The sequence below is a fragment of the Streptomyces sp. KL2 genome (genome assembly GCF_046529545.1).
GTDB classification, from domain to species: Bacteria; Actinomycetota; Actinomycetes; order Streptomycetales; family Streptomycetaceae; genus Streptomyces; species Streptomyces radiopugnans.
Window position 1 is genome coordinate 5196059 of sequence record NZ_CP127170.1, and the last position, 19554, is coordinate 5215612.

General features: G+C 76.0%; 17 protein-coding genes. 10 read left to right on the top strand and 7 right to left on the bottom strand.

The window, feature by feature from the left end:
* Positions 1-12 precede the first annotated feature (12 nt).
* Positions 13-2805 carry a GNAT family N-acetyltransferase gene (locus tag QPK52_RS23415; RefSeq protein ID WP_410539440.1) on the bottom strand — a complete coding sequence of 931 codons (2793 nt, stop codon included), beginning with the start codon at positions 2803-2805 and terminating at the stop codon, positions 13-15.
* Between the two features lie 240 nt (positions 2806-3045).
* On the opposite strand from QPK52_RS23415, the gene QPK52_RS23420 reads away from it, so the two are divergent.
* The 7 genes from QPK52_RS23420 (at position 3046) to QPK52_RS23450 (ending at position 12391) form a co-directional block, all read left to right on the top strand.
* Positions 3046-3903, top strand: coding sequence for a universal stress protein (locus tag QPK52_RS23420; protein ID WP_410539441.1), 858 nt, complete (start codon positions 3046-3048; stop codon positions 3901-3903).
* Positions 3904-4024: 121 nt separating this feature from the next.
* The gene (ppdK, locus tag QPK52_RS23425) at positions 4025-6679 is read left to right on the top strand and encodes a pyruvate, phosphate dikinase (RefSeq protein ID WP_410539442.1); all 2655 of its coding nucleotides are present in this window, start codon (positions 4025-4027) and stop codon (positions 6677-6679) included.
* Positions 6680-6844: 165 nt separating this feature from the next.
* Complete coding sequence (locus QPK52_RS23430; protein ID WP_410539443.1) at positions 6845-7816, top strand: universal stress protein; 972 nt, start codon at positions 6845-6847, stop codon at positions 7814-7816.
* The gene (locus QPK52_RS23435) at positions 7813-8334 is read left to right on the top strand and encodes a flavodoxin domain-containing protein (RefSeq protein ID WP_410539444.1); all 522 of its coding nucleotides are present in this window, start codon (positions 7813-7815) and stop codon (positions 8332-8334) included. The genes QPK52_RS23430 and QPK52_RS23435 overlap by 4 nt, the downstream gene beginning before the upstream one ends.
* 47 nt (positions 8335-8381) lie before the next feature.
* Positions 8382-9065, top strand: a complete 684-nt coding sequence (locus tag QPK52_RS23440) for a DUF4389 domain-containing protein (protein ID WP_410539445.1) — start codon at positions 8382-8384, stop codon at positions 9063-9065.
* Positions 9062-9442 (top strand): hypothetical protein, encoded by a 381-nt coding sequence (locus tag QPK52_RS23445; protein ID WP_410539446.1) that lies wholly within the window; start codon positions 9062-9064, stop codon positions 9440-9442. Before QPK52_RS23440 ends, QPK52_RS23445 begins: the two co-directional genes overlap by 4 nt.
* A 228-nt stretch (positions 9443-9670) precedes the next feature.
* Positions 9671-12391: a cation-translocating P-type ATPase gene (locus tag QPK52_RS23450; RefSeq protein ID WP_410539447.1), complete on the top strand. Its 2721-nt coding sequence runs from the start codon at positions 9671-9673 to the stop codon at positions 12389-12391.
* Between the two features lie 82 nt (positions 12392-12473).
* Here QPK52_RS23450 and QPK52_RS23455 read toward each other — a convergent pair whose 3' ends face one another.
* The 3 genes from QPK52_RS23455 to QPK52_RS23465 form a co-directional block, all read right to left on the bottom strand.
* Positions 12474-13478, bottom strand: a complete 1005-nt coding sequence (locus QPK52_RS23455; protein ID WP_410540450.1) for a 2-hydroxyacid dehydrogenase — start codon at positions 13476-13478, stop codon at positions 12474-12476.
* A 274-nt stretch (positions 13479-13752) separates the two neighbouring features.
* Positions 13753-14490: a peptidoglycan-binding protein gene (locus tag QPK52_RS23460; protein ID WP_410539448.1), complete on the bottom strand. Its 738-nt coding sequence runs from the start codon at positions 14488-14490 to the stop codon at positions 13753-13755.
* A complete protein-coding gene (locus tag QPK52_RS23465) occupies positions 14490-14801 on the bottom strand; it encodes a hypothetical protein (protein ID WP_410539449.1) in 312 nt (103 codons plus the stop codon). The genes QPK52_RS23460 and QPK52_RS23465 overlap by 1 nt, the downstream gene beginning before the upstream one ends.
* A gap of 256 nt (positions 14802-15057) precedes the next feature.
* On the opposite strand from QPK52_RS23465, the gene QPK52_RS23470 reads away from it, so the two are divergent.
* The 3 genes from QPK52_RS23470 (at position 15058) to QPK52_RS23480 (ending at position 16783) form a co-directional block, all read left to right on the top strand.
* A complete protein-coding gene (locus QPK52_RS23470) occupies positions 15058-15453 on the top strand; it encodes a DUF1330 domain-containing protein (RefSeq protein ID WP_410539450.1) in 396 nt (131 codons plus the stop codon).
* A 50-nt stretch (positions 15454-15503) separates the two neighbouring features.
* Complete coding sequence (locus tag QPK52_RS23475; protein ID WP_410540451.1) at positions 15504-16421, top strand: phosphorothioated DNA-binding restriction endonuclease; 918 nt, start codon at positions 15504-15506, stop codon at positions 16419-16421.
* A 155-nt stretch (positions 16422-16576) separates the two neighbouring features.
* A complete protein-coding gene (locus QPK52_RS23480; protein ID WP_410539451.1) occupies positions 16577-16783 on the top strand; it encodes a hypothetical protein in 207 nt (68 codons plus the stop codon).
* A gap of 99 nt (positions 16784-16882) precedes the next feature.
* Here QPK52_RS23480 and QPK52_RS23485 read toward each other — a convergent pair whose 3' ends face one another.
* From QPK52_RS23485 to QPK52_RS23495, 3 genes are all read right to left on the bottom strand, one after another.
* Positions 16883-17080: a DUF2795 domain-containing protein gene (locus QPK52_RS23485; RefSeq protein WP_410539452.1), complete on the bottom strand. Its 198-nt coding sequence runs from the start codon at positions 17078-17080 to the stop codon at positions 16883-16885.
* A gap of 134 nt (positions 17081-17214) precedes the next feature.
* Positions 17215-18735 carry a DEAD/DEAH box helicase gene (locus QPK52_RS23490; RefSeq protein WP_410539453.1) on the bottom strand — a complete coding sequence of 507 codons (1521 nt, stop codon included), beginning with the start codon at positions 18733-18735 and terminating at the stop codon, positions 17215-17217.
* Positions 18736-19013: 278 nt separating this feature from the next.
* The gene (locus tag QPK52_RS23495) at positions 19014-19217 is read right to left on the bottom strand and encodes a cold-shock protein (RefSeq protein WP_093656524.1); all 204 of its coding nucleotides are present in this window, start codon (positions 19215-19217) and stop codon (positions 19014-19016) included.
* Positions 19218-19554: the final 337 nt, after the last annotated feature.

Sequence of the window (19554 nt, forward strand, 5' to 3'; positions counted from 1 at the left end):
TCCGGCGGCCTGTCAGCGCAGCCGGCGCAGGTGGGGGTCGTGGGCGCGCCTGGGCAGCAGGCGCACGCGGGCGTCGACGGCGGTGGCGCCGTCGGGCCGGGCCAGGACCGGGTTGAGGTCGGCCCCGGCGAGTTCGGGCAGGTCGCAGGCCATCCGCGACAGGCGCAGCAGGATCTGCTCCAGGGCCTCCAGGTCCACCGGCCTGCCGCCGCGGTGCCCGAGCAGCAGGGGGGCGCAGCGGGGTGCGGTGAGCAGGTCGTGGACGTCCCGGTCGGTGAGCGGGGCGAGCCGGGCGGCGTGGTCGGCCAGGACTTCGGCGGCGGTGCCGCCCGGCCCGAAGAGGACCAGGGGTCCGAAGACCTCGTCCTGGACGACGCCGGCGACCAGTTCGGTGCCGCGCGGTGCCATGGGCTGGACGAGCGCGCCGGTCATGGCGCCGTCCAGGCGGGCGGACAGGTCCCGCCAGGCGGCCCGTACGCGGTCCTCGTCCTCGAGGTCGAGTGCCACGGCGTCCTCCTCGCTCCGGTGGTGCCGGCCGGGCCAGTGGGCCTTGAGGGCGGCGCGTTCGCCGGGCCGCCCGGCCAGGCGGGCGGCGGCCTCGGCGGCGGCGTCCTCGTCCTCGGCCCAGGCCTGGGGCAGGTGGGGGATGCCGTAGTGGTCCAGGAGGCGGGCGCGGTCGCGGGGGCCGAGCAGGCCGCCCGAGGGGTGGTCGGCGAGGAAGGCGCCGACCAGGGCGCGGGCGGCCCCGGTGTCCACGCCGTGCAGTTCGGGGACCTCGCCGGGCGGGCGGCCCAGCCAGCGGGTCCGTTCGGCGGCGTGGGCCAGGGCGCGGGCGGCGTCCTGGGGTTCGGCGTACGCCGGGAGGGCGGTGCCGTCGTCCGAGCGGAGCAGGCGGACGCGTTCGGCCTGGCCGGGCAGGACGGCGACGATGGTGCGGGAGGGGTGGGCGGAGGCGGTGCGCAGCAGTTCGCGTACCTGGGCCTCGTCCGTCGCCCCGCCGTCCCCGTGCCTGCCGTCGCCGCCGCCGGCCGGGGCGGTGGGCACCAGGACGGCCAGGACGGCGTCCACGCCTCCGTACCCGGCCAGCCGTCCCACGCACTCGGCCGGCCGCGGCCCGCCGCTGCGGTCGGTGTCGACGGGGTTCGCGGTGGAGGCGCCGGAGGGCGGGGCGCCGAGCAGGTCGGCGGTGAGGGAGTCGGGCAGCCGGGGGAGGGTCAGCCCGGCCTCGGCGCAGGCGTCGGCGGCCAGGACCCCGGCGCCGCCGGCGTTGGAGACCACGGCTACGCGGGTGCCGGTGGGCAGGGGCTGGGAGTGGAGCAGGGCCGCGGTGTCCAGGAGTTCGCCGATGCCGTGGGTGGCGATCACCCCGGCCTGGGCGGACAGGGCGCGGCGGGTCATGGCGGGGGCGGACGCGGCGGCGGTGTGCGCCGCGGCGGCGCGGCGGCCGGCCTCGGAGCGCCCGGCGTCGACGGTGAGCACCGGCATGCGGCGGGAGACGCGGCGGGCGGTGCGGGAGAAGGCGCGCGGGTTGCCGAAGGACTCCAGGTGGAGCAGGGCCAGGTCGGTGCGGCCGTCGCCCTCCCACCACCGGAGCATGTCGTTGCCGCTGACGTCGTACTTGTCGCCCAGGGAGGCGAAGGTGGAGACGTCGATGCCCAGACGGGCCAGTCCGCCCAGCAGGGCGGCGCCGACTCCGCCGGACTGCACGGCCACCCCGGCGGTGCCGCCGGTGCCGGCGGCCGGGAGCGCGGGGGTGAGGACGGCCGCCAGGCGGATGTCGTCCTCGGTGTTGGCGGCGCCCAGCGAGTGGGGGCCGAGAAGGCGCATGCCGTGGCGGCGGCAGGCGGCCAGCAGGGCGGCGCCCTGCCCGGCGTCGAGGCGGGGGCCGAGCACGGCCAGGGCGCGCACCCCCGTCTTGCCGCACTGCTCGGCGGTCTCGGGCACCTCGTGGGCGGGGAGGGCCAGTACGGCCAGCTCGGGCGCCTTGGGGAGGGCGGCCACCGAGGGGTGGGCGGGGACGCCCTCGACGGACCGGGCACCGGGGGCGACGGCCAGCAGGCGGCCGGTGAAGCCCGCGCGGCGCAGGCCGCGCAGGACGGCGCGGCCCGCCGCCCCCTCCGGCCCGCCGGCGCCGACCACGACGAGGGAGCGGGGGCGCAGCAGCGGGCGGAGGCTGGCGGCGTCGGCGGTGCGGGCGCGCTCGTCGACGGCGGCCAGGTAGTGCTCGTCGGGGTCCAGCCGGATGGTCCAGCGCACCTCGCCGCCGTCGTAGCGGCGGGTGGTGTGCAGCCCGAGGTCGGCGAAGACCTTCTGCACGGCGTGGTTGTCGGCCAGGGCCCCGGCGGTGAAGGCGGTGACGCCGGCGGCGCGGGCGGCGTGGACGAGGTGTTCGAGCAGCAGGGTGCCCACGCCGCGGTGGTGGAACTCGTCGGCCACCGCCAGCGCGACCTCCGCGGTGCAGCCCGCGCCGTCCTCGCCCTCGTACTCGGCGATCCCCACGGGCCGCCCCTCGTGGAGGGCCAGCAGGGCCAGGCTGCCGGGGCGGGGCGGTCCGCAGACGCGGCGGGCGGCCTGCCGGCCCAGTTCGCGGCCGGAGCCGAAGAACCGCAGGCGCAGGTTCTCGGGTGACATCCGCTCGTACAGCCCGTCGACGCCGGTGCGGTCCTCGGGGCGGGCGGGGCGGATCTCCACGGTCCGGCCGTCGGCCAGCAGCGCGTGGGCCGGCCGTACGGGGCGTGCGGAGCCCGCGGTGTCCGCTGTTTCCGTTATCCCAGTGGTGCCCGTGGCGCCCGTGGTGCCCGTCATGGCCGGTCCCCTCTCCTTCTGCCTCGCTTCCCAGCGTCGTACGGGAGCGGGGCCGCTCCCAGGGCCGGCAGGGGTGCGGCGGAGGGCCGTTCGGCCCCGGCCGGGCGGGGCGGGACGGCCGGGCAGGCCGGTCGGTCCCACCCGTAGGGACCTGTGTCCCCTCGCGGTGGCGGGTACCCGGCCGCAGCCTGGAGGTGGAGCGGACGGCCGCTCCGCCCGGAAGGCTTGGAGGTACACACCATGACCCGCACCGTCACCGTGGGCCTGGACGGCTCGCGCGAGAGCCTGGCCGCTGCCGAGTGGGCGGCCCGCGAGGCGCTGCGCCGCACGCTGCCGCTGCGGCTCGTGCACGTGAAGGAGAACGACTCCCACCCGAGGGTGCTGTCGGGGATGGACCCGGAGGCGCGGGAGCGGTGGGAGGCGCTGCCGGACGAGACGGCGGCCGACCTGGCCCGCAAGCACCCCCCGCTGGAGGTCGCCGTGGAGCGGCTGGCCGGCCGCCCGGCCGAGGTGATCGGGGACTCGGTGGGCGAGGCGGAGCTGCTGGTCCTCGGGTCGCGGGGCCGCGGGACGCTGACGGGCTTCCTGGTGGGCTCGGTGGCGCTGTCCACCGTGGCGCACGTGGAGTGCCCGGTGGTGCTGGTGCGGGCCGGGACGGCCGAGCAGGACACCGGTGACGTCGTGGTGGGACTGGACCTGTCCAGACCGCGCGAGGAGCTGCTGGAGTTCGCCTTCGACGCCGCCGCCCGGCGCGGGGTGCCGCTGACGGTCGTCCACGGCTGGGACCCGCCGCCGGTGTACGGGATCAACCCGGTGGCCGTGAACCCCCATCTGATCGACGATCTGGCCGAGGAGAAGGCCGACGCCCTGACCCGTGTGCTGGCGTCCTGGCGGGAGAGGCACCCGGAGGTGGAGGTGAGGCCGCAGGCCGTGGTCGGCAGGGCCGCCCACCACCTGCTGGAGGCCGCCGAGAACGCCTCCCTGCTGGTCGTGGGACGCCGCAACCGCCGCGCCCGGCTGGGTTTCCACACCGGACCGGTCACCCACGCCCTGATGCACCACTCGCCGGCGCCGGTGGCCGTCGTACCGCACGACTGAGCCGTGTCCGGTGCGGCCGGGCAGGCCCGGCCGCACCGGGGCCGCGAACCCGTCCGACCGAGGTGCTCCGCCGCCGGGCGCAGGCCCGCACGGGCGCCGAACCGCTGAGGAGACCGTGACCATGGTCCGCTACGTCCAGGACTTCACCGAGGGCGGCCGGGAGCAGGCAGACCTGCTCGGGGGCAAGGGCGCCAACCTCGCCGAGATGACCCGCATCGGCCTGCCCGTGCCGCCCGGTTTCACCGTCACCACCGAGGCGTGCCGGGCCTATCTGGCCACCGGCTCCGAGCCCGAGGGGCTGGAGCGGGAGCTGGCCGAGCACCTGGCGGCGCTGGAGCGGGCCGCCGGCCGGAGGCTGGGCGACCCGGACGATCCGCTGCTGCTGTCGGTGCGCTCCGGCGCCCGGTACTCCATGCCGGGGATGATGGAGACGATCCTCGACATCGGGCTGAACGACGCCTCCGTGCACGGGCTGGCCCGGACCTCCGGGCACGAGGACTTCGCCTGGGACTCCTACCGGCGGCTGATCCAGATGTTCGGCACCACGGTGATGGGGATCGACGGGGCGCTGTTCGCCGAGGCGCTGGCCCGCCGCCCCGACCCGGGGCAGCGGCGGCTGCTGGTGGAGGACTTCCGCCGCATCGTGCGCGAGCGGACGGGCGAGGAGTTCCCGCAGGACCCGGCCGAGCAGCTGCGGCGCTCGGTGCGCGCGGTGTTCTCCTCCTGGAACACCGAGCGCGCCCGGGTCTACCGCCGCCGCGAGCACATCCCCGAGGACCTGGGCACGGCCGTCAACGTCCAGACGATGGTCTTCGGCAACGCGGGCCCGGACTCGGGCACCGGTGTGGCCTTCACCCGCGACCCGGCCACCGGGCTCCAGGGCGTCTACGGCGACTACCTGGCCGACGCCCAGGGCGAGGACGTGGTCTCCGGGGCGCGCAACACCGTGCCGCTGGCCGAGCTGGAGCGTCTGCACCCCGAGTGCTACGCGCAGCTGTGCGAGTACATGGAGAGGCTGGAGCGGCACTACCGGGACCTGTGCGACATCGAGTTCACCATCGAGCGCGGCAGGCTGTGGATGCTGCAGACCCGGGTGGGCAAGCGCACCGCCGAGGCCGCCTTCCGCATCGCCGCCCAGCTGGCGGACGAGGGGACGATCGGCTGGGACGAGGCCCTGGACCGGGTCGGCGGCGAGCAGCTCGCCCGGCTGATGTTCCCGCGCTTCGACACCGCCGGAGCCGGTGAGCCGCTGGCCCGCGGGGTGCCGGCGTCCCCCGGCGCGGCCTCCGGGGCGGTGGTCTTCGACTCCGCCGAGGCCGCCCGCCGGGCCGCGGCCGGCGAGAAGGTGGTGCTGGTGCGCGGCGAGACCACGCCCGACGACCTGCCCGGCATGGTGGCCGCCCAGGCGGTGCTGACCAGCCGGGGAGGCAAGACCAGCCATGCGGCCGTGGTGGCCCGGGGCATGGGCCGGGTGTGCGTGTGCGGTGCCGAGGCCGTCGAGATCGATGTCGCCGCGCGCCGCTTCACCGTGGACGGCACGGTGGTCGCCGAGGGCGAGACGGTCTCCGTGGACGGATCGGCCGGCGCCGTCTACCTGGGTGAACTGCCCCTGGTGGGCTCCCCGGTGATGCGGTACTTCGAGACGGGGGAGCGGCAGCCGGGCGTGGTCGACGCGGTCGCCCGGCTGATGGAGCACGCCGACGCCACGCGCCGCCTGGGCGTGCGGGCCAACGCCGACACGCCCGAGGACGTCGAGCGGGCCCGCCGCTTCGGCGCGCGGGGCATCGGCCTGTGCCGCACCGAGCACATGTTCCTGGGGGAGCGGCGGCGCCTGGTGGAGGCGATGATCCTGGCCGAGGACGACACCGGGCGCGAGAAGGCGCTGGCGGCGCTGCTGCCGCCGCAGCGCGAGGACTTCACCGCCATGCTGGAGGCCATGGACGGCCTGCCGGTCACCATCCGCCTGCTGGACCCGCCGCTGCACGAGTTCCTGCCCGACCACACCGAGCTGGCGGTGCGGGTGGCGTCCGCCGAGGCGGCCGGGGGCGAGCCCGACCCGCACGACGTGCGGCTGCTGAGCGCGGTGGAGCGCATGCATGAGCACAACCCGATGCTGGGGCTGCGCGGTGTGCGGCTGGGCCTGGTGGTGCCGGGGCTGATCGCCCTGCAGGTGCGGGCGGTGGGCGAGGCCGTGGCACGGCGGCTGCGCGCCGGCGGCGACCCGCGGGTGGAGATCATGGTGCCGCTGGTGGACACCTCCGACGAGCTGCGGCTGGTGCGCGACGAGGTGGACACCGTACTGGCCGAGGTCTCCCGGGAGACGGGGGTGGAGGTCACCTGCCCGGTCGGCACGATGATCGAGCTGCCCAGGGCGGCGCTGACCGCGGACCGGATCGCGGCCGAGGCCGACTTCTTCTCCCTGGGCACCAACGACCTGACCCAGACCACCTGGGGGCTGTCCCGCGACGACGTGGAGGCGTCGTTCTTCTCCGACTACCTGGAGCGGGGCATCCTCCAGGACTCGCCGTTCGAGACGCTCGACCTGCAGGGGGTGGGCCGGCTGGTGCGGATCGCGGTCGAGGAGGGCCGGGCCGCCCGGCCGGGTCTGAAGGTGGGGGTGTGCGGCGAGCACGGCGGGGACCCCGAGTCCGTGCACTTCTTCCACCAGGTGGGTCTGGACTACGTCTCCTGCTCTCCCTTCCGGGTGCCGGTCGCCCGGCTGGAGGCGGCCCGTGCGGCCCTGGACCCCGGCCGCGCGCGGTCGAGGACCGCCTGACGGCCGCACGGGCGCCGGGCGGGAGCGGCCCCGGGCGGCCGGGGTCCAGGGCCGCACGGGCCACCGGAAGGGCGGCCGATCCCAGGCGGAAAAGGATTTTTCCGGTAAGGCTGGAGGACGGCGGGCGGAACACCCGCCGCGTGCGGCGGAACGGGAGGATCGACGATGGAGGCCAACCCGGCCGGACCCCGGGGCCATGTGGCCGTCGGGGTGGACGGCTCCCGGCACGCCGAACTGGCGCTGGAGCAGGCGGCGGCCGAGGCGCGGCGCCGCGGGGTGCCGCTGGAGGTCGTGCACGGCCGCCCATGGGCCGCGCTCCCGCAGACCGGGGCGGAACCCGCCGCGCACACCCCCTCCCGCGAGGAAGCCCAGGCGCTGGCGGAGTCGTCCGCCGAACACGCCCGGCGCCTGGCCCCGGGGCTGGAGGTGGTGGCCTCGGCCGTGGACGAGGAGGCCCCGGACGCCCTGGTGCGCCTGAGCCACCTGGCCGGCCTGACCGTGGTCGGCTCCCGCGGGCTGGGCGGTTTCACGGGCCTGCTGCTGGGGTCGGTGGGCCTGCGCGTCGCCGCGCACACCGCCGGGCCGCTGCTGGTGGTGCGCGGCGACCTGCCGCCGGAGCACAACCGCGTCCCCCACGGCACCGTGCTGCTGGGCGTGGAGAGCGACGCCGACGCCGACGCGGTCGGCCTGGCCTTCCGCGAGGCCGTCGTCCGGGATGCGCGCCTGGTGGCGCTGCACGCCTGGGTCTACCGGCACCTCGCCCCGCCCGGTGAGCCGCTGGTGCCCACCAGCCCGCGGCGTGAGGACATCGCCCGGATCGCGCGCGCCGAGGCGGCGGCGGCCGAAGGGGCGCTGGCCCCGTTCCGCGGCCGCTACCCGCAGGTGCGCGCGGAGGTCAGGGCCGTCAACGGCGGCGCCGCCCATGCGCTGGTCGAGGCCAGCGAGGCGGCGGACGTGGTGGTGGTCGCCGTCCACCGGCGGCGCGGCCGGCTGGCGATGCGGCTGGGCCCGGTGGTGCACTCCCTGCTCCACCACGCCCGCTGCCCGGTGCTGGTGGTGCCGGTCCCGCTCGGCGGCGGGCACGGCGGGCACGGAGGGGGCCACGACGGGGACCGCGGCGAGGACGAAACGACATGACCGTACTGGTGGGGTACGCCAGCGTCCACGGCTCCACCCGCGAGATCGCCGAGCGCATCGCCGCCCGGCTGGCCGAGCGGGGTGTCGAGGCCGAGACCGCGTCCCTGGACGCGGTCGGCGACGCGGGCGGCTACGACGCCTATGTGCTGGGCAGCGCCGTCCACGGGATGGCCTGGCTGCCGGAGGCCACCGGATTCGTCCACGCCCACCGGGAACTGCTGGCCGGCCGGCCGGTGTGGATCTTCAGCGTCGGCATGCCCGCGGCCCTGCGCGGCCCGTGGAGGCCCATGGCGCCCAAGGAGGAACCGAAGGTGACCGAGGAGGTCCTGGCCGACCTCTCCCCCCGCGACCACGCCATGTTCTCCGGGGTCGTCGCACCGGAGCACCTGCCCGGCGCCGGACGCGCGGTCTTCCGGGCGATGGGCCTGCGCTACGGCGACTACCGCGACTGGGAGGCGATCGACGCCTTCGCCGACACCGTCGCGGGCTCCCTGCACCCGGCCCCCGGCAGTCCCTGAGCACCCGCGGACACCACAGAACGAAGGAGCTGATCACCGTGTTCCCCATGGCGGAAACCGGGGCCCACCGGCCAGTGACGGTGGAGGCGGAACTGGACGAACCGCTGTCGAGGTGGCTGTGGCTGGTGAAGTGGATCCTGCTGATCCCGCACTTCGTCGTGCTGTTCTTCCTGTGGATCGTGTTCTTCGTGGTGACCGTGATCGCGTTCTTCGCGATCCTGTTCACCGCGCGCTATCCCAGGCCGCTGTTCGACTTCAACGTCGGCGTGCTGCGCTGGAGCTGGCGCGTGGGCTTCTACTCGACCGCCGCGTTCGCCACCGACCGCTACCCGCCCTTCAGCCTGGGCCGGGAGCCGGACTACCCGGCGCGGCTGGACGTCGGCTACCCCGAGCGGCTCTCGCGCGGCCTGGTACTTGTCAAGTGGTGGCTCCTGGCGATCCCGCACTACATCGTGGTCGGCTTCTTCGTCGGCGGCGGTGGCGCCGGAGGCGGTACGGAGGAGCAGTGGTTCTGGTCCGCGGGGCTCATCACCGTCCTGGCGTTCATCGCGATCATCGCCAAGGCATTCACCCGCACCTACCCCGAGGGGCTGTTCGACCTGATCACCGGGCTCAACCGCTGGGTGCTGCGGGTGGCGGCCTACGCGGCCCTGATGACGGACGCCTACCCGCCCTTCCGGCTGGACAAGGGCGGCTCGGAGCGAGGGCCGGCGCCGGAGCGGTCGCCGTGATCAGGGCGCTGGTGGTGGTCTTCCTCCTCGCGCACGCCCTGGTGCACTTCAGGGTCTGGGTGACGCCTCCGGACCCGGACAACCCGCCCCCCTTCGCCCCCGGCCACTCCTGGGTGCTCGCCGCGGCCCATGTGACCGAGGAGACCTCCAGGGCGGCGGCGACGGCCCTGGCCGCGGTCACGGGCCTGCTGTACGCCGTCGCGGGCGTGGCCCTGCTGGCGGACGCCGGCTGGTGGGCCCCGGCGGCCGTGGTGGCGGCGGCGGGCGGACTGGTGCTGAAGGTGGTCTGGTTCAACCCGTGGCTGCTGCTGGGCATCGCGCTGGACGCGGGCGTCGTCCTGGCCGTGACGCTGACCTGGCCCGCCTCCCTGTACTGATCCGGCCCGCACCGGTCCGGCCCGTACCGGTCCGGGCCGTCCACGGCATGACGTGCGGGGACCGCGCGGGTACCGGCAGGGGCTCCGGCGCCCCTCCCGGCCCGTGCGCCGGGCGGGGCGCCGTCGCGCACCGCGCCCACGCCGCACCACCGCGCCATCGCACCGCCCGCACCCACCACCCGCCCGCCCGTACGGCCGGACGGGCACCGTGACGAACCGGAGCAGACCATGCAGGACCCGCCCGCCCTTCCCGCCGCGCGCCCCGACGGCCTCACCGAGCAGGAGGCCGCCCGGCGGCTGGCGGAACGGGGGCGCAACGAGGTGGGGCGGCCCCCGGGCACGCCGCTGCGGGCGCGGGTGGCCGCGCAGTTGCGCGACCCGCTGATCCTGGTCCTGCTCGGCGCGGTGGTGCTGACGCTGCTGACCGGGGACCACGGCGACACGGCCGTCATCGCCCTGGTGATCGTCGCCAACACGGGCGTGGGAGTGGCCCAGGAAGTGCGCGCCGACAACGCGATCGCGGCGCTGACCGCCATGTCCGCCCCCGTGGCCCGGGTGGTGCGCGGCGGCGCCGAACGGGAGGTGCCCTCGGCCGAGGTGGTGCCCGGCGACGTGCTCCTGCTCGGCGAGGGCGACATCGTCCCGGCGGACGCGCGGCTGCTGCACTCCTGGGTCCTGTCGGTGGACGAGTCCGCGCTGACCGGCGAGTCCGTGCCCGTGGACAAGGACGTGCGGGCCGACGGGCCGGAGGCCACCGCCCTGCGGGCGGGCACCGTCGTCGTACGCGGCCGGGCGGTGGCCCGCGTCACCGCCACCGGGGCGGACAGCGCGCTGGGCCGCGTCGCCGCCCTGCTGCGCCCCCGCCGCGGACCCACCCCGCTCCAGCGCCGCCTGGCGGGCCTGGGCCGGGTGCTCGCCGCGGTCACGGTGGCCCTGTGCCTGCTGGTGCTGCTGACGGGCCTGGCCCGCGGGCAGTCGCTGGAGACGATGGCCGTCACCGCGAGCAGCCTGGCCGTGGCCGCCGTCCCCGAGACCCTGCCCGCCGTCGTCACCCTCGCCCTGGCCCTCGGCGCCCGGCGGATGGCCGCCCGCAACGCGCTGGTGCGGCGGCTGCCCGCGGTGGAGACCCTCGGCTCGGTCACCGTGCTGGCCACCGACAAGACCGGCACCCTCACCGAGGGGCGGATGGTCGTGGAGCGGGTGTGGACCCCCGAGGGCACCGTCCGCCTCACCGGCGGCGGATACGAGCCGGCCGGCGAGATGCCGGCCGACGGCGGCAGCGGCAGCGGCGCCGGTGGCAGCGGTGACGGGACCCCCGCACCCGCGGCGGCACGGGCCGTACGGGCCCTGCTGACCGCCGCCGTGCTGTGCAACGACGCCGCGCTGCGCCCCCCGCACGACGACGAGGAGCGCTGGACCGCGCTCGGCGACCCCACCGAGGCGGCGCTGCTGGCCGCGGCGTCCAAGGCCGGCCTGGACCGTGCCGAGGTGCTGCGGGAGCACCCCCGGATCGGCGAGGTGCCCTTCGACAGCCTGCGCAAGCGCATGACCACCGTTCACCGGGAGCCCTCCGGCGGGCGCCTGGTGTGCCTCAAGGGCGCCCCCGAGGCGGTCCTGAACGCCTCGCTCCTGGACGAGACTCCCCTGCGGCTGGAGCGCGCCCACCGGGAGGCCGCCGCGCTGTCGGCGGAGGGCCACCGCGTCCTGGCCGTGGCGTCGGGCCCGCTCGGCAGGACGCCCGGCCGCTGGGAGGAGGCCGAGAGCGGGCTGCGGCTGCTGGGGCTGGCGGCGCTGAGCGATCCGCCCAAGGAGGTGGCCGGGGCCGCCGTCGCCGCCTGCCGGGAGGCGGGCATCACCCCCGTGATGATCACCGGGGACCACCCGGCCACCGCCCGTGCGATCGCCGCCCGGCTCGGCATCCTCGGCCGGGGCCCGGGCCCGACCGGAACGGACGGGGCCGCGCCCACCGAGCCGCCCGAGGTGGTCACCGGCCGCGCACTGGCCGCCGGGCGGGTCGCCGACCCGTCCACGGTGCGGGTGTTCGCCCGCACCGACCCGCAGCAGAAGGTGGACATCGTCCAGGCATGGCGGGCGCGCGGTGCGGTGACGGCCATGACCGGCGACGGCGTCAACGACGGACCGGCGCTGCGGCAGGCCGACATCGGGGTGGCGATGGGGCGGCGGGGCACCGAGGTCGCCCGGCAGGCCGCCGACCTGGTGCTCGCCGACGACGAACTGCGCACGGTGGTCGCGGCCGTGGAGGAGGGGCGCCGGGTCCACGACAACATCCGCCGCTTCCTGCTCTACGGCGTGGCCGGAGGAGCGGCGGAGATCCTGGTGATGCTCATCGGCCCCTTCCTCGGTCTGACGGTGCCGCTGCGGGCGGGCCAGATCCTGTGGATCAACCTGCTCACCCACGGTCTGACGGGCGTGGCCATGGGAGCCGAACCGGTCTCCCCGAACGCCATGCACCGCCCGCCGCACCCCTCCGGCCGGCATGTGCTCGGCGGCGGGCTGTGGCTGCGGATCCTGCGGCTGGCCGCGCTGGTGGCGGCCGCATCCCTGGCGGCGGCGCTGTGGGCGCGCGGTGCCGGGCAGCCGTGGCAGACCACGCTGTTCCTGGCCCTGCTGGCGGCCCAGCTCGGCGTCGTGCTGGGCCTGCGGGAGCGGCTGCTGACACGGGAGAACCCCTTCCTGCCGGCGGCGGTGCTGGCCGCGGTGGCGCTGGGCGCGGCCGCCGTCTCGGTGCCCTTCCTGGAGGAGGTGCTCCGCACCGAACCGCTGGGCCCGTCCGCCCTGGCGGCCGTAGCGGCCGTCGCCGCGGCCGGGTTCGCCGCGGCCCGCTTCGAGAGCCGCTTCACGCGCGGCGCGGCGGGAGGCGCGGCCGCGTCCCCGGGCCCCTCCGCCCCGGGCGGCCCGGCGGGTGCCGGGCGGCGCACACGGGCCTGAGGCCCGTGTGCGTACGGCCGCCGCTCCCCGGCGGGTGCGGCGGCCGTACGCGGGCCGGACCCCGGCCGGGGCCCGCGTACGGTCAGCGCGGGCCGGGCGGGGGAACCAGGACGTTCTCGCCCGTGCGCCCGGCCAGGTGGTCCTCGACGTTGCGGGCGGTGGCCTGGACGATCTGCCCCACCGCGTCATGGGTGAAGTACGCCTGGTGGGAACTGACCAGGACGTTGCGGAAGGTCATCAGCCGGGCGAGGGTGTCGTCGGTCATCACGTCCAGCGAGCGGTCGAAGAAGAAGACCCCGGCCTCCTCCTCGTACACGTCCAGCCCCACCCCGTCCAGGCGGCCCTCGCGCAGGGTCTCCACCAGGGCGTGGGCGTCCATCAGACCGCCCCGGCTGGTGTTGATCAGGATCGCGTCGTCCTTCATCCTGCGCAGGGCGTCGCCGTCGACCACGTGGTAGGTGTCGGGCAGCAGCGGCAGGTGAAGGCTGATCAGGTCGGACTCGGCGAACAGCCGGTCGCGGTCGACGTACTCCATGCCCAGGGCCAGGCACTCGGGGTTCTCGGCGACGTCGGAGCCGAGCAGGCGCATGCCGAAGCCCGCGGCGATGCGGGCGAAGGCCGCGCCGATCTTCCCGGTGCCCAGGATCCCGGCGGTGCGCCCGTGGAAGTCCCGACCCATCAGGCCGTTGAGCCGGAAGTCGAAGTCGCGGGTGCGGGTCACCGCGCGGGGCACCCGGCGGTTGACCGCCAGGGCCAGGGCCCAGGCGAACTCGGCCACCGAGTGGGGGGAGTAGTGCGACACGCGCGCCACCGACAGGCCCAGCTTCCGGGCGGCGTTCAGATCGATGTTGTTGTAGCCGGTGGCGCGCTGGGTGACCAGCCTGGTGCCGCCGTTCGCCAGGACGGTCAGGACCTCCTCGTCCAGCACGTCGTTGACGCTGCTGCACACCACCGCGCATCCGGCGGCCGTCGCGGCGGTGTCCCGGTCCAGGACCAGGTCCAGGCAGCGCAGGCGGTGCCGCCCGTCGAACGCCTCCTCCAGGAGGGGCCGTTCGTCGGCGACGACTCCGTAGGCGACGACGTCCACCGCCTTCCCGGCCCTTCCGGTCGTGCCCTCCACCGTCTGCTCCACCGTTTCCTCCCTCGTCCTGCGCCGTCCTGCGCGCGTACGTGCCCGGCCGGCCGTGCGGGGCCGGTGGGGGCGCGGGATGCCGCACCCCCGGGGAACACGTTGCCCGCAAGCCTTCCCCGGACGCCTCCCTCCGGCCCAGGGCCGAACGGGCCACCCGCTCCCTCCCCCGGAAGGAGGCGCCTCGGGAGGCGGGCGGCCGGAGGGTGCGGGCGGCCGGGAGGGCGGAAGGTCAGCCGAAGCACGCCTCCCAGGTCTCCGGACCGACGACGCCGTCGACCGCCAGGCCGTGCCGCGCCTGGAAGCGCTCGCACACCTCCTTGGACCGCGCGTCGTACCGCCCGTCCGTGCCGGGGGACCAGCCGCGCTCGCGCATCCGCCGCTGCCACAGCCCCACGGCGGGGTGCTCGGTGGCCGGCGGATGGCTGAGGTAGACGCCGGGCCAGGCGGGGGGACCGGAGGCGGGCTCCAGCGAGCCGTTGCGCACATAGGAGGAGAGCCTGCCGGGGCAGGACGTCGGCAGGTGGTCGCTGTGCCGGTTGATCCCGCGGCCCGCGCCGCCGATGTCGCGCAGGTTGGCGATCGACCAGCGGAAGGCGTCCAGGAGCTGCTCGGTGACGGGGTCGTAGTCGGAGGAGGAGCCGCCGGTGAGCGCGCACACCGCGTACCAGTTCCGGTTGCCGGAGTCGGTGCCGTTGGCGGCGGTCCGCACCCAGGGCCCCCGGCCCTCGAATACACGGCCGTGGACGCACACCAGATAGGTGTAGGCGATGTCGGCCCAGCCGTTGCCGTCCATGTGGTGGCTCTGGATGCCGCGCACCTGGCCGGCGCACTCGCCGTGGTCGGAGCGGGCGGTACGGGTGCCGCCGACGTGGTGGACGGTGGTGCCGCCGTTCCCCGGCGCGATGTCGGAGGGCCGGTTGGTGGGGGCGCGGGCGCCCCATTCCGAGCGGGGGACGAAGACGGCCATCAGGCGTCCACCCCCTCCCGGCAGCACTCCACACCGGCGTTGAGGGGCTCGCCGGGAGCGTCGTCGTCGGCGTCCTCGGGATAGAGGGCGGCAGGGTGGTAGGGGTGGGTGACCGCCGGGAGCCGGTACTCGCCGGCCACGGCGCCGGCGCCGAAGACACCCAGGGGCGGAAGCGCCGCCGCGCCGGCCGCGGCCGCCGCGGCGGCGCCGGTCAGCCCCAGGAAGCCGCGCCGGGTCGTACGGGGAGACGGGCCGGAGGGCGGGCCTGAGGAAGGGCCGGGAGACGGTCTGGGGGACAGTGTGGAGGACAAGGGGCTCTCCTGCCGCCGAGGGGGTGGGGAGGGAGGACGGGGACGGGGGCCCGTCCGCCTGAGTGCGCACATGGGCCTACCCCCCGGCGTCCCGGACAGGCTCGGCCGTACCGGTGAACATCACCGCCCCCAATGCTGACCGACCAGACGGTATGCAACGGGCGGCGGGGCGTCTAAGCTCCTGCCGACCCCCGCCGAAGGCGGGCGGCAGCGCACCGGCGCACCGACACACCGACACGGCGGCAAGGAGACCTCCATGGCCATCGACCCCACCGGAGCCGACCTCAAGCGGATGCTGGCCGAGGACCCCGGAGGCCCGGTCGTCATGCTCAACCTGCTGCGCTTCGCCCCGGACGGCCGGGCCTCGTACGCGGAGTACGCACGGCACCTGGCGGACCGCTTCCTGGAGCGCTACGGCGCCGAGGTGCTCTACGCCGGCGACGGCGCCACGGCCCTGGTCGCCGAGGACGGGCAGGAGTGGGACGCGGTGCTGCTCGTCCGCTACCCCAGCCGGGAGGCGTTCTGCCGCATGGTCGCCGATCCCGAGTACCAGCAGGTCACCGCTCTGCGCACCCGCGCGCTGACCGAGGCCGTGCTCCAGCCGACCGTCCCGTGGACCTCCCGCGGCGGTTCCTCGCCCGAAGCGGCCTGACGAGCGGCGGTCCCGCCGGACATGGCACCGTGACCGCCGTGACGAGGGACGTGACGACGAGGGACGAACTGCTGTCCGCACTGGCGGGGCTGAGACGGGCCGCCGTCGGGGGGCGGCGCGCACCGCACAAGCCGCTCCTGCTGCTGTGGCTGCTGGGCCGCTTCACGGCCACCGGCAGCACGGCGGTGGCCTACGGCGAGGCGGAGGAGCCGGTCGGCCGCATGATCGACGACTACGGCCCTCCCGCGCGGTCCACCGACCGCGCCGCGATGCCGTTCGTGCACCTGGAGCGCACCCTGTGGGACCCGCGGGACGCCGACGGCCGGCCGATACCCCCCTCCGCCCCCGAGCGCGGCTCCTGGCTTCGCGCCCGGGGCGCGACCGGAAGACTGCGCGCACCCGTCGAGCGCCTCCTGGCCGACCCCGGCACCCTGGCCTCCGCCGCCCGGCTCCTGCTGGACCTCCACTTCACACCCGCGCTCGAACCCGCGATCCGCGCCGACGCCGGACTGGACCTGACGGCCGTGGAGGAGGCCGCGCTCACCCTCCGGGCGCGAAGGAGCCGCCCGCGCCGGCCGGACTTCGCCGAGCGGGTGCTGCACGCGTACGCCCGAGCCTGCGCGATGTGCGGCTACGACGGGGCGCTGGGCCGCAACCCGGTCGGGCTGGAGGCCGCCCATGTGCGGTGGCACAGCCAGGACGGCCCGGACGAGCCGTCCAACGGTCTGGCGCTGTGCGCCCTGCACCACGCGCTGTTCGACCTGGGAGCGCTCGGCCTCACCCCGGACCTGCGCATCCGCGTCTCCCCCCGCTACACCGCCCGCAGCAGGCCGGGCCGGGCCGTCGGGGAGCTCCACGGCGCCCCGCTGGCCAGGCCCCGCCCCGGACGGCCGCCGCTCGACCCCGCCTTCGTGAAGTGGCACGACCGCCAGGTCTTCAAGCACGGCGACCGCTCGGCGACCGCCTGAACCGGTGCGGACACCGGCGGGCGGAGCACGCGGCGGCGGCCGGTGCGGACGCGGACGCGCATGCGCCGTCCGCGAACGGGTACGGCGTCCTCCTGCACAGGAGATCACGGGCGGTCGCAGACGACCGCAGACGCCACGGAGCCGAGGAGGCCGTCATGACCACTCCCGAGGAGAACCGGCCGAAGACCGAGAAGACCGACCAGGTCGTCTTCGACGAGCAGGGCCAGGAGTCCGCCCGCCGGGCCGAGGAGGCCAACAAGGACCGGGGGAACGTCGGGCGGCAGCTCGAGGACGCCATGAACGAGGCCGGTGTGGACCGCGAGGACCTCACCGGCGAGAACGGCGAGGGCGGGCGGGGTTAGCCGTACCACCACGCGGACCCTTACCGTACGGGGCACCGCACGCGCCTCCGGGGCGCGGCCGCTGGGCGGTCGCGCCCCGGAGGGATGTCGTAGGGGGGCTCAGTCCTTGCCGAAGACCGCCTTGCTCACATCGTCCGGCCCGTCGAAACGGTCCTTCTTCAGGGACGAGAGCTCCTCGACGACCTCCTTCTTGGCGCCCTTCTCCTTGGCGTTCCTCACCAGGGACTCGCGGTCGGCGGGATAGTCCACGCCGCCCAGGGCCTTCTGCAGTTCGATCGGGTTGCTGATCTTCGCCATCGGATGCCTCCTGCTCTACGGGCCGTAAGGGCCGCATGCCGTGCGGGCCGCCGGGGTACCCCGGCGGCCCGCACGGCATGCACGGCGGCCCGGCCACCCCGGCCGACCGGGTGACCCGGTCGGCCGGGAGCCGGTCAGGAGGAGGTGCTGCTCGCCGCGCCCGGCGCGCGCCGACCGCGCCCCTGGCGTCCCCGGTGCCCGCGGGAGGCGCCGGACGCGCCGCCCCGGCCGGAGGCGCCGCCGCGGCCGGACGTGCCGCCGCGGGGCCGCTGGGGCCGCTGAGCCCGCTCGGCGGGCGGTGCGGCGAGGACCACGGGAACGCCGGAGGGCTCCTTCGCCCCGGTGATCCGGACGAGTTCCTCGCCGGTGGAGCGGACCGGGGTGACCCGGGGCGACACACCGGCGGCGGCCACCATCCGGTCGACCTCGCGGCGCTGCTCGGGGGTGACCAGGGTCACGACGCTGCCGGACTCGCCGGCCCGTGCGGTACGGCCGCCGCGGTGCAGGTAGTCCTTGTGGTCGGCGGGCGGATCGACGTTGACGACCAGGTCGAGGTTGTCGACGTGGATGCCGCGGGCGGCGACGTTGGTGGCCACCAGGACCGTGGCCTGCCCGTCCTTGAACTGCTCCAGCGTGCGGTTGCGCTGGTTCTGGGACTTCCCCCCGTGCAGCGCGCCGGCCCGCACCCCGCTGGCCAGCAGTCTCCTGACCAGCCGGTCCACGGCGCGCTTGGTGTGCACGAACATGATCACGCGCCCGTCGCGGGCGGCGATGCGCGTGGCGACGGCGTTTTTGTCGTCGGTGCTCACCCGCAGGATGTGGTGCTCCATCGTGGTGACGGCGCCCGCCGGGGGGTCCACGGAGTGGACCACCGGGTCGGACAGGAAGCGCCGCACCAGCCGGTCCACGTCGCGGTCCAGGGTGGCGGAGAACAGCATCCGCTGGCCGTCGGGGCGCACCTGGTCCAGCAGGGCGGTGACCTGCGGGAGGAAACCCATGTCGGCCATCTGGTCGGCCTCGTCCAGCACGGTGGTCCGCACCTCCTCCAGCCGGCAGTCGCCGCGCTCGACCAGGTCCCTCAGCCGCCCGGGGGTCGCGACGACCACCTCGGTGCCGCTCCTGAGCGCCGCGGCCTGGCGGCCGATGGACAGGCCGCCCACGACGGTGGCCGTCCGCAGCCGTACGGCCTTCGCGTACGGGGTGAGGGCGTCGGTGACCTGCTGGGCCAGTTCCCGGGTGGGTACGAGCACCAGGGCCAGCGGGCGGCGCGGCTCGGCGCGGTGCCCGGCGGTGCGGGCGAGCAGGGCCAGCCCGAAGGCGAGGGTCTTGCCCGAGCCGGTCTGCCCGCGGCCCAGGACGTCACGGCCGCCCAGCGAGTCGGGCAGGGTGGCCGCCTGGATCGGGAAGGGCGCGGTGACACCCTCGCGCCCCAGGGTCTCCAGCAGTGCGGCGGGCATGTCCAGCTCGGCGAACGAGGCGGCCGGGGGCAGGCCGGGCGTGCCGGCCTGCGCCAGGGGCTCCTCCCGGCGCGGGGCGCCCCCGCGGCCGTGGGCCGCCTTCTGCGCGGGGACCCGCGCGGGGGCCTGGGAACGGGAGGGGCGGCGTCGGGCGGGACGGGGGGAACGGGCGGAACGGGTTCCGGAATTCTGGTTCACGCGGGGTGTGACCTTCCTCGGGGCGGCGCGTGCCGGGGAGGCTCCGCAGCGCGTGAGCGGGCGGAGAGTCGCGGGAACGAGCCGGTGAAAGAGCGGATCGCGCTGCTGCGCGGAGAAAGCCGGCGCAACGGGCCGGCGGGGGGGGTACGGCGGTGCGGCGGAGTGGCGGCGCGGCGGTGGCGCGGCCCGGAAGGCGGCACGAGCCGGGGCCCGCACCCTGTGGTGCGGGCCCCGGCTTCTGGTGGTGCTGCGCGTCGCGTTCGCCGAACGCGGCGGGATCAGGCGGGGAGGATGTTCTCCGCCTGCGGGCCCTTCTGGCCCTGGGTGACGTCGAAGGTGACCTTCTGGCCCTCGTGGAGCTCGCGGAAGCCCTGGGTGGCGATGTTCGAGTAGTGCGCGAAGACGTCGGCGCCGCCGCCGTCCTGCTGGATGAAACCGAAACCCTTTTCCGCGTTGAACCACTTGACGGTGCCAGTAGCCATACTTTTCTCTCCTCCAGATAGGCGCAATGCAGGAAGCCCGCACTGTGCGGACTTCCTTGTCGCCGCAATGAGACCCCGCCGGAAGAGCCGGAAAAACAAAGGCGCCTGAAGGTCACAAACCGTCAGGCGCGCACAAAGTTCATGGGTACCAAAACTGCAACGTGCTCCAACATAACACAGATCCGCCCCGGGCGGCGGTCCCGCCCGGCATTACGGGAAACCGGGGGAGGACGGGGGAGAGACGACCGCGGGGAAAGGCGCCCGGGGGCGACGAGAGGCCGCCCGGCGCGGGCCGGGCGGCCTCTGCTCCGCGCGCCCCCGGGCGCGGCGTACAGGG